Origin of the sequence: Halorubrum sp. AD140, from assembly GCF_034497445.1 — an archaeon.
Classification (GTDB): domain Archaea; phylum Halobacteriota; class Halobacteria; order Halobacteriales; family Haloferacaceae; genus Halorubrum.
On the sequence record NZ_JAXRUU010000089.1, the window covers coordinates 1 to 8,811 of the forward strand.

Annotated in this window: 11 protein-coding genes and 1 pseudogene; 7 read left to right on the plus strand and 5 right to left on the minus strand. The window is 70.1% G+C overall.

All coding sequences use genetic code 11. The features are described from left to right. Nucleotides 1–102 precede the first annotated feature (102 nt). Nucleotides 103–558 (plus strand): SRPBCC family protein, encoded by a 456-nt coding sequence (locus U4E84_RS15440; RefSeq protein WP_322533009.1) that lies wholly within the window; start codon nucleotides 103–105, stop codon nucleotides 556–558. Between the two features lie 144 nt (nucleotides 559–702). Here U4E84_RS15440 and U4E84_RS15445 read toward each other — a convergent pair whose 3' ends face one another. From U4E84_RS15445 to aroC, 3 genes are all read right to left on the minus strand, one after another. Continuing rightward, nucleotides 703–1,143: a DUF6653 family protein gene (locus tag U4E84_RS15445; RefSeq protein WP_322533010.1), complete on the minus strand. Its 441-nt coding sequence runs from the start codon at nucleotides 1,141–1,143 to the stop codon at nucleotides 703–705. An 81-nt stretch (nucleotides 1,144–1,224) separates the two neighbouring features. Further along, a complete protein-coding gene (locus U4E84_RS15450; protein ID WP_322533011.1) occupies nucleotides 1,225–2,115 on the minus strand; it encodes a mechanosensitive ion channel domain-containing protein in 891 nt (296 codons plus the stop codon). Nucleotides 2,116–2,183: 68 nt separating this feature from the next. Then, nucleotides 2,184–3,371 (minus strand): chorismate synthase, encoded by a 1,188-nt coding sequence (gene aroC, locus U4E84_RS15455; RefSeq protein ID WP_322533012.1) that lies wholly within the window; start codon nucleotides 3,369–3,371, stop codon nucleotides 2,184–2,186. Nucleotides 3,372–3,521: 150 nt separating this feature from the next. Here aroC and U4E84_RS15460 point away from each other — a divergent pair, with 150 nt between their 5' ends. The 4 genes from U4E84_RS15460 to hpt all read left to right on the plus strand — a co-directional run bounded on the left by U4E84_RS15460 (nucleotide 3,522) and on the right by hpt (nucleotide 6,380). Then, nucleotides 3,522–3,743, plus strand: coding sequence for a hypothetical protein (locus U4E84_RS15460; protein ID WP_322533013.1), 222 nt, complete (start codon nucleotides 3,522–3,524; stop codon nucleotides 3,741–3,743). A gap of 88 nt (nucleotides 3,744–3,831) precedes the next feature. Next, nucleotides 3,832–4,611, plus strand: a complete 780-nt coding sequence (locus U4E84_RS15465) for an enoyl-CoA hydratase-related protein (protein ID WP_322533014.1) — start codon at nucleotides 3,832–3,834, stop codon at nucleotides 4,609–4,611. A 103-nt stretch (nucleotides 4,612–4,714) separates the two neighbouring features. Next, nucleotides 4,715–5,701, plus strand: coding sequence for an aminopeptidase (locus U4E84_RS15470; RefSeq protein WP_322533015.1), 987 nt, complete (start codon nucleotides 4,715–4,717; stop codon nucleotides 5,699–5,701). A gap of 109 nt (nucleotides 5,702–5,810) precedes the next feature. Then, a complete protein-coding gene (hpt, locus tag U4E84_RS15475; RefSeq protein ID WP_322533016.1) occupies nucleotides 5,811–6,380 on the plus strand; it encodes a hypoxanthine/guanine phosphoribosyltransferase in 570 nt (189 codons plus the stop codon). Between the two features lie 98 nt (nucleotides 6,381–6,478). Here the strand turns inward: hpt and U4E84_RS15480 are convergent, their stop codons facing one another. Next, nucleotides 6,479–6,802 carry a hypothetical protein gene (locus U4E84_RS15480; RefSeq protein WP_322533018.1) on the minus strand — a complete coding sequence of 108 codons (324 nt, stop codon included), beginning with the start codon at nucleotides 6,800–6,802 and terminating at the stop codon, nucleotides 6,479–6,481. 68 nt (nucleotides 6,803–6,870) lie between these two features. Continuing rightward, nucleotides 6,871–7,413, minus strand: a complete 543-nt coding sequence (locus U4E84_RS15485; RefSeq protein ID WP_322533019.1) for a carboxymuconolactone decarboxylase family protein — start codon at nucleotides 7,411–7,413, stop codon at nucleotides 6,871–6,873. Between the two features lie 106 nt (nucleotides 7,414–7,519). Here U4E84_RS15485 and U4E84_RS15490 point away from each other — a divergent pair, with 106 nt between their 5' ends. Further along, nucleotides 7,520–8,449, plus strand: coding sequence for a 1,4-dihydroxy-2-naphthoate polyprenyltransferase (locus U4E84_RS15490; protein ID WP_322533020.1), 930 nt, complete (start codon nucleotides 7,520–7,522; stop codon nucleotides 8,447–8,449). Between the two features lie 3 nt (nucleotides 8,450–8,452). Beyond that, nucleotides 8,453–8,811, plus strand: a pseudogene (locus tag U4E84_RS15495) (o-succinylbenzoate synthase); the annotation flags it as partial.

Consider the following 8,811-nt stretch of genomic DNA (forward strand, 5'->3'; position numbering starts at 1 on the left):
GGCCCTCGCGCAGGTGCCGGTCGTGACGTACCTCCGGTACTACGCGCTGCTCGTACTCGACGACATCGAGGAGTCGTTCGACGGGCTGCTGTTCGAGCGCCCATGATTCTCGAAGCGACCACGGAGGTGGAGGCACCGCCCGAAGCGGTGTACCGGTTTTTCGAGGAGATGGAGGAGCACTACGAGCGGTGGCACCCCGATCACGTCTCGTTCCGCTGGACGGAGGGCGACGGGCTGCGACGAGGCGCGGAGGCGTGTTTCGAGGAGCAGATCGCGGGGAAGCTACGGAGACAGACGGTGCGGTTCGTGGAGGTCACGCCCGACCGCTACCTGGAGTTCAAGCCGACCTCGCGGCTGGTCGCTCTGCTCATGCCGCACGTCAGCTTCGCGATCGACGCTCGCGCTGACGGCTGTGTGGTGACCCAGCGAATCAAAGTCCGAACGGGACCGATCGGCGCTCGGCTCAACGCGCGAGAGTTCGACGCCGTCCGAACGCACATGCGAGAGGAGGGCGAGAACCTGAAACGCCTCCTCGAACGCGAGCGGGACGGTCCCTGAGGACGGCCCCGCGAGCAACGTGCAGGAGGCCGAGAGGGAGACGGAGGGAATCGAGAGCGATGCGGAGGAGGCCGAGAGCGGAGCCGAGCAGCGACGTCGCCCCGATCCAGCGTTCGGCTCGGCACCCGCCGGCGGGGAGCGGCGTCAGTCGGCTCGGTGGTCGTACCGGTCGACCAACACCCGGAGCCACCAGAGTTTCAGACCGACGCTGGCCGCGACGCCGAGCGTCGCTCCCGTCGGCGACCGTCGCCACGCGGCGTACAGCGCGTAGACGAACCCGAGCGCCCCGGCCGCGTTGCACGCGTTCGGGTAGTCGAGCCCGACCGTTCGGTTCCCCTCCTCGCCGATCCACCACCGCTCGGCGAGGACCGCGCGAGTCATCCACGCGTCCTCCGTGTCGGGCGGCGCGAACAGGAACGGATTGAGCGCGGTCCACGCGAGCGCGGCGCCGAGCAGCCGCGGGTCGCGGCGATAGACCGCGTAGACGATGGCTGCGCCCGACGGGACGCGCGTCCAGCCGCTCAGCGGGTTGGAGTGGCGGGCCCAGAACCAGTCCTCGAACCGCTCGGAGATGCCGGTGACCATACCCGGTGGTTCGTCGCCAGGGGACAAAACGTTGCGCGGACTCGGAGCCCCCGGCCGCCTCCGTGTCGAATACGCGAGTCGTCACTCGCCGGTCGAGGCCGGCGACTCGGACCCGTGCTCCGTCACGGTGACCGCTCCCGAGAGCGACTGTGCGGACGGCGGCGCGAGCGTGATGCCCTCCTCGTCGAACCGACGTTTCACCACGCGGCGGAAGTCGGAACGGAGGGTCAAGATATCGCTGTTCGTGGGCTCGTCGATCCAGAACGCCGCCTGTATCGTGACCGCGTTTTCCCCGAGATCGACGATACGGGCGTCCGGCGCCGGATCGCTGAGGACCGGGTCGAGCGTCGTGGTGACCTGTCGGAGTTCCATCAGAGCCCGCTCGGTGTCCTCGGCGTACGCGACGTACACCTGCTCCGTGATCCGATACCTGTCCCGACCGTAGGGCCGGGTGATCGCGTTGGCCGTGAGCTCGGTGTTCGGGACCGATATCGTCTCGTTGTTCAACGTCCGAATCCGGGTGACGCGGAAGTGTACGGCCTCGATGGTGCCTCTTCCCTCGGGCCACTCGATCCAGTCGCCGACGTTGAAGTCCGGGTCGGCGACGAGGAACATCCCGCTGATGAGCGACCCGAACACCTGCTGTCCGGCGATGCCGAGGGCGAACGTGATCGCCGCGACGATGACCGCCGTCTCGGAGAGCACGCGCCCGTAGCCGGCGGCGATCACCCCGGCGAGGGTCGCGAATCCGAGTAGCACCACCCGAAGGTACGTCTCCGTCGCGGTCTCGATCGTGGGATTGTTGCGATTCCGCGAGCCGATGACGCGGGTGACGACCGGGAGGAGGAACAGGTGGCCGAGTGCGTAGATGACGCCGAAGCTCGCGAGGAACCAGCCCAGTTCGGACACCACGTCGTTGTACGCCGAGAGGACGTCTCGCAGCCAGTCGGGCGGGGAGACCTGCGGTATCATACGGGAGGTGGGAGACGGACCGACAAAAAATCTCGACCGCTCGCGAGAGTCGGAGTCGACGCCGGGCGTTACTCGTTCTCCGGGCTGCTCGGGTGGTAGTTGGTGTCGTACCGTCCCGGCTCGCCGTCGACGCGGTCGGGGTTGATCCGGCCGGCGAGCAGCATGAAGTCGAGGACGGTGCAGTACAGCATGGCCTCAACGACGGGGACGGCTCGCGGCGGGAGGACGGGGTCGTGTCGGCCGACGACCTGCACCTCCTTCTCCTCGCCCGTCTCCCAGTCGGCGGAGCGCTGCTTCTTGGGGATCGAGGTGGGCGCGTGCCACGTCGCCTCGCCGTAGATCGGCTCGCCCGTGGTGATCCCGCCCTGGAGCCCGCCGTGGTCGTTGCCGACGGGGACCGGGTCGCCCTCGTCGCTCTCGACGTGGTCGAACGACTCGCCGTCGTCGAACGTCCAGTCCTCGTTGCGCTCGCTGCCGGCGACGTCGACGGCGTCGCTGCCGAGCCCGAACTCGACGCCGGTGGTCGCCGGGATCGAGAACATGGCTTTGCCGAGTCGGGCGGGGAACCCGTCGAACCGCGGGGCGCCGAGCCCGCGCGGGACGCCCCGGCACTCGAAGTAGATGGAGCCGCCGATGGAGTCGCCGCGCTCCTGGTACTCCTCGATCAGCGCCTGCATCTCGGCGGCCGCGTCGGGGTCGGCACAGCGCACGTCGTTCTCCTCCGACTGCTCCAGGATCTGCTCGAAGCTCACGTCGTCGGCCTCGACGTCGCCGATCCGGTTGACGTGCGCCTTGATCTCCACGTCGTACGCGGAGGCGCCGAGCACCTGCTCGGCGACGGCGCCGGCCGCGACCCAGTTCACCGTCTCGCGCGCGGAGGAGCGCCCGCCGCCGCCCCAGTTGCGGGTGCCGAACTTCGCGGAGTAGGTGTAGTCGCCGTGCGAGGGCCGCGGCGCGGTGACGTACGGCTCGTACTTCCCCGAGCGCGCGTCCTTGTTCTGGATCACCATGCCGATCGGCGTCCCGGTGGTGTAGCCGTCCTGCACGCCGGAGTTGACGACGACCTCGTCGGGCTCGCCCCGGGAGGTGGTGATCATCGACTGTCCCGGCTTGCGCCGGTCGAGCTGCGCCTGAATGGCCTCCTCGTCGAGCTCGACGCCCGCGGGCACGCCCGAGACCGTCACGCCCATCGCGTCGCCGTGGCTCTCGCCGTACGTCGTCACCTGGAAGAGCCGACCGAACCGGTTCCCGTTCATACGCGTCCGTGTGGCCGAGGGCATATAGGGGTTGCAATCCGCGCAACGATGGGGCGAGCGGAGACGAGTCCCGAGCGCCGTCTGTCGAATCGACCACGACGCGTCGCCGCAACCGGAGGTAGTTTATCGGCGCCCCGCGATAGGCGATCCGTGCGCGATCGTCTCACCTCCGACCTGGGCGTGTACTCCCTCTCCGGGCTGTTCTCGCTCGTCGTGTTCGCCGTGGCGCTGGCTGTCCTCTCGCGGACGCTGCCGGGCGGGCTCGGCTCCCGACAGCTCGTCGGGCTCGTCGTCGGCTACATGCTGTTCCTCGGCGCGTACTCCGCCGCGTGGTTCATCTACACCGAGATCGACAGTCGCGAGGACATCTGAGCGCGGCGAACGCGAGCGGGGTCTCGCCGCCCGCGCCCGACCGCCCCGCCTGCCGAACGTCTTTCACGCGGGCACCCGAGAGGCCGGTATGACGCGAGAACCCATCACGCTCGACGTCGACGCCGACAGCGACGTGGCGACGCTCACCGTCGACCGCCCGGAGCAGCTCAATGCCCTCACCGTCGACACGCTCGAAGCGATCGCGGACGCCCTCGACGAGGCCGAGGCGGCGGGCGCCCGCACGCTCGTGCTCGCCGGCGCGGGCGACGAGGCGTTCGTCGCGGGCGCGGACATCTCCTACATGGTCGAGCTGTCGACGCCCGAGGCGCAGGCGTACGCCGAGCTCGGTCACCGCGTCGCCGATGCGATCGAGTCGTTTCCGGCGCCGACCGTCGCAGCGATCGACGGCTACGCCTTCGGCGGGGGCTGCGAGCTGGCGCTGGCGTGCGACCTCCGGGTCGCCGCCGAGAGCGCGGTGCTCGGCCAGACCGAGATCGACCTCGGCATCGTCCCGGGGTGGGGCGGCACCCAGCGGCTCTCGCGGCTCGTCGGCGACGAGACGGCGAAACGGCTCGTCTTCCTCGGCGAGCGGATCGACGCGGCGGAGGCGGCCGAGGTCGGGTTCGTCGGCGAGGTCGTCGCCGACGACGCGTTCGACGACCGGATCGACGAGCTGGCCGGCGAGCTGGCAGCGAAGCCGGCGTTCGCCACCCGCGCCGCGAAGGAGGCGCTCAACGCGGTCCACGACGGGACCCAGCGCGGCGGGCTCGCCCTGGAGCGCCGGGCGTGGTCCGGCCTGTTCGGCACCCACGACCAGCGCGAGGGGATGCGCGCGTTCCTGGAGAAGCGCGATCCGGAGTTCGAGTGAGCGACGACGCGTCGTGACCGAGGGAGGGTTCGTCGGTGTTCGGAGGCGGACGCCCGAGATGCGGCGACAGAATACCTTAGTCGTCAGCTGTCGTGGTCGTACCGTGAACGAACTCGAATACAGCGACACCTGTCGAGACGTCGTCGAGAACGTGGGCGAGGTGCGGTCCGACGAAGAGGTCGTCGTCCTCACGGACCCGTTGATGGTGCGCGTCGCCCGACCGCTCGCGAGCGCCGCCCGAGCTGCCGGGGCGACGACCTCGCTGCTCGTGAAGCCCCGGCTCGGCGGCCACAACGTCGATCAGCCGGCGGTGGTCGCCGGCGCGCTCGAGGCGGCCGACGTCGTCTTCGACGTCGGGACGTACGACATCGCGCACACGGACGCCCGACGAGACGCGGCGGAGGCCGGGACGCGTTTCGTCCTCATGCGCGGCGTCACCGAGGAGATCCTGAGAGACCAGTTGGACACGGACTACGAGGCGCTGCTGGAGGTGACGAGGGCGGTCGCCAGGATCCAGACCGCCGCCGAGTCCGCGCGGATCACGAACGACGGGGGAACGGACCTGACGGTCGACCTCAGCGGCCGCAGCGGGTTCCCGATCGACGACGGATTCGACCGGGGCCTCGTCGTCTTGCCCGCCGGGAAATCCGCGATCGCTCCGGTGGAAGGGAGCGCGCGAGGCACGGTCGTCGTCGACTACTCGATCGACGAACTCGGCCGACTCGACAGCCCGGTGGAACTCACGGTCGAGGACGGGAGCGTCGTCGAGATTTCGGGGGGCGTGCAGGCGGAGGAACTCACGGCGCTCGTCGAATCGGCTGGCGACTGCGCGCGCAACATCGCGGAGGCTCCATCTATCGGGACGAACCCGGACGTCCAGCTCACGGGGAACCAAGCCACGGACAAAAAGCGGCGGGGCACGATGCACGTCGCCATCGGGGACAACGTCACCCTCGGCGGGAGCGTCGCGTGCGATCTCCACCTCGATATGACGCTCACCGAGACGACGGTCGCCTTCGACGGCTTCACCGTCCTCGAGGAGGGGACGTTCCGCGAAGCGGCGGTGCTCGAACACGCAAAAACGCTCTGATCGGTCGGGTCGTGTGCGTGTGTCATTCAGGAGAGTCGCGCCGTGTCACCGAGCCACACCTCGATCGCGCAACCGCCACGCTTTATTAACGCGCCCGACTACCCGCGACATGGACCAGTTGCGGCAGTCGCTCCTCGACGCGCCGATCATCGAGAAAGGCGAGTACCAGTACTTCGTCCACCCGATCAGCGACGGCGTCCCCATGCTCGAACCGGAGCTGCTCCGGGAGATCGTCATCCGGATCATCCGGAAGGCGGAGCTGGAGAACGTCGACAAGATCGTCACCCCCGCGGCGATGGGGATCCACATCTCCACCGCGCTCTCGTTGATGACCGACATCCCCCTCGTGGTCATCCGCAAGCGCCAGTACGGCCTCGACGGCGAGGTCCCGCTGTTCCAGGAGACCGGCTACTCCGAGTCGGAGATGTACATCAACGACGTCGAGGAGGGCGACCGCGTGCTCGTGATCGACGACGTGCTCTCGACGGGCGGCACGATGAAGGCGATCCTCGACGCGCTGACTAACGAGGTCGGCGCCGAGGTCGTCGACGTCGTCGCCGTCATCAAGAAGGCCGGCGACAACGAGCTCGACGGCACCGACTACAACGTGAAGACGCTCATCAACGTCACCGTCGAGGACGGCGAGGTCGTGATCGTCGACGCGCAGGGCGACGAGTAGCTCGCGTCGCGGGGTGCTCGACGAGCGCGCCCGCGCTTTTCAGTCGTCTCCGGGCGCGCCAACCGACGGTTCCGGTGCGCAAACCGACGGTTCCGGCGTCACATCCCCATGTCGGCGGCGGCGTCCGGAATCGGAAGGTCGTCGACGGCGACACCGAGGAGCTCCGCGACGTGGTCGAGCGCCATCTCGAAGCCGTAGTACCGCTCCAGTTCGTCGCCGGTGGGCCCCGCCCGGACCTTCAACATCGCGTAGCCGTCGATGTTCTGTGCGACGGTCGCCCGCCCGCCGTCGGCCGAGAACGCGAGCAGCCGCTCGCCGTCGACCTCCTCGTAGCGCGCCGCGATCCCGTTCGCCTCGGCCTCGGTCGCCTCGGGCTCCGTCGCCTCCGACCCGACCTCCCCGTCGGCCGTCGTGTCGCTCATAGGATCGGTAGGGGCCGCCCCCTGTCGTATCTGTCGGTCGGCGGGGCGAGGCTCCCGCTCGTCCCGACCTACCGCGGGTCCCAGCCGTGGAACTCGCTCCCCGCTTCCAGTTCGAGGTCGAAGGCCTCGATCATCCCACCGAGCGCGGCGTACCCCTGCGCGAGCGCGGCGATCCCGACGATCGTCTCGTCGTCGTAGCGGGCGGCGACCTCGTCATGGACGACCGCATCGACCTCGCCGCGGAGGACCGCGACCGCGTACTCGACGAGCGTCGTCTCGTCTGCGTCGAGCGGCGACGGGTCTCCGGTGCCGACGCCCGCGATGACGTCGTCGTCGATTCCGACGCCGCGAGCGATGTTGACGTGCTGGTGCCACTCGTAGCGGTTCCGCGTCTCGCGGGCGGCGGCGAGGATCACGAGCTCGCGCTCGCGGTCCGAGAGTCCGCTGTCCGTCCACAGCGAGCCGAGGAACGAGCGCATCCCGGCGAGCACCTCGGGGTTGTTCCCGAGCGACCGGTAGACGTGCAGGGGCTTCCCCTGCAGCGACGACTCCAGCAGCTCCTCGTACTCCTCGGGCACGTCCGACGCGTCGACGTATGGAACGCGGGCCATGCGGGGGGCTCGACGCCGACGGCCATAGCTGTGGGTGTCGCGGACGAGCCCGCCGGATCGATCCGGGATGGCAAGCTTAAGGGACGCGACGCGCCTAGCGCCGACAATGAGCACCGAGGTGTCGCGGCGCCGGGCGTGGGTGATCGCCGCGCGCCCGCAGACGCTGCCCGCGGCGGCCGCGCCCGTGATCGTCGGCGTCGGCCTCGCGCTCCGAACCGGGGCGTTCGCGCCGCTCCCCGCGCTCGCGGCGTTCGTCGGCGCGGCGCTGATACAGGTCGGCACCAACTTCGCGAACGACTACTACGACGCGATCCAGGGCGCGGACACCGACGACCGCGAGGGGTTCACCCGCGTCGTCGCCAGCGGCCTCATCGAGCCGGCCGAGGTGAAGCGAGCGATGTGGCTCACGTTCGCGGCCGCGATCGCCGTCGGCACGTACCTCGTGTCCGTCGGCGGCGTCCCGATCCTCGTGATCGGGCTCGCGTCCGTCGCCGCGGGGATCGCGTACACGGGCGGGCCGTACCCGCTCGGCTACCACGGGCTGGGCGACCTGTTCGTATTCGTCTTCTTCGGCGTCATCGCCGTCACCGGCACCTACTACGTACAGGCGGCCGCGCTCGTCGGGGGGACGTTCCCGCTGTGGCCCCCCGACGGGACCGTCACGCTCGCGGCCGTCGTCGCCAGCCTCCCGGTCGCCGCGCTGTCGACGAACATCCTCGTCGTCAACAACGTCAGAGACCTGAAGGAGGACGCGGAGACGGGCAAGCGGACCCTGGCTGTCAGGTTCGGCTACCGCTTCTCCCGGGTCCAGTACGTCGCGCTGCTCGCGCTCGCGTACCTCGCCCCGTTCTGGTTCGTCGCTCGCGGGGACGGAGCCGCGGCCCTCCTCCCGCTCGTCACGCTCCCGCTCGCGGTCGCCGTCGCGCGCACCGTGCTGACCGAGACCTCGGGCGAGGCGCTCAACCCGGCGCTGGAAGCGACCGGAAAGCTCCTCGCGGCGTACGCGGTCGCGTTCGCGGCCGGGCTCGCCCTCTGACAGATGCGCCTGCGCTCCTTCTCCCTCGGGCTGACGACGCCGCTCGCCACCGCTCGCGGCGAGATCACGGAGCGCGATGGGTTCCTCGTCGCCGTGGGGCCCGGGGACGGTGACGACTGCGGCGCCGGCGGCGACGACGCGGCCGGCGGTCTCGGCGAGGCCGCCCCGCTTCCCGGCTGGACCGAGCCACTGTCGGCGTGCGAGTCGGCGCTGCGCGGAGTCGACGGCGACGAGGGCGACACCGCCGTCGACGCGCTCGCTCGCCTCGATCCGGACGAGACGCCCGCGGCGCGCCACGGCCTCGCGCTCGCGCTCGCGGACGCGGCGGCGCGCGAGGAGGGTCGATCGCTGTCGGCGCGACT